The following is a 574-nucleotide window of genomic DNA, read 5'->3' on the forward strand; positions in this document are numbered from 1 at the left end:
CGGCGCCTCGTTCACGTCCAGAACCCGGATCAGCACATCCGCCGACGCGGTATCGCCTTCCGTCACCGAGGCCGTGATCCGGATCGTGATCTCCGAAGCCGCCTCGCGATCCAGGCTCACACCGTCACGCAGCTTCAGCGTCGGCACGCCCGCCGCATCGATCACCTCGAAGCGCGCATCATCGACCGTGTACACCGCGCCATTGCCCGAGGGCAGCGTTCCGATCACCGCGCCGGCCGCATTCTCAGCCACCTGCCCGCCGCTCAGAACCGGCAGCGGCGCGGTCACCCCGTCATCCACCACAGCGATCGTCACCGACCGCGCCGCCGACAACCCGCCCGCATCCGTGGCCGTGATCACCAGATCGACCGTCGCCTCGGTCTCGAAGTCCAGCGACACGCCGTCGCGCAGCTTCAGAACCCCGTCCACGATCTCGAACCGCGCGTCATCCACCGTCAGCTCGACCGTGTCGCCGGCATCGACATCGCCGCTCGTCACCGTGCCGATCACCGCGCCGGGGTTGTTCTCGGCGACCGCATTGCCGCTGAGAACCGGTGCCGTCGGGGCTTCGTTC

At 68.6% G+C, this 574-nt stretch carries 1 protein-coding gene; it reads right to left on the bottom strand.

The features are described from left to right. Positions 1–574 (bottom strand): cadherin repeat domain-containing protein (locus WG924_RS28085; RefSeq protein WP_345936339.1); only part of this gene is annotated, 574 nt, incomplete at both ends.

The sequence above is a fragment of the Tistrella arctica genome (assembly GCF_039630945.1).
GTDB classification, from domain to species: Bacteria; Pseudomonadota; Alphaproteobacteria; order Tistrellales; family Tistrellaceae; genus Tistrella; species Tistrella bauzanensis.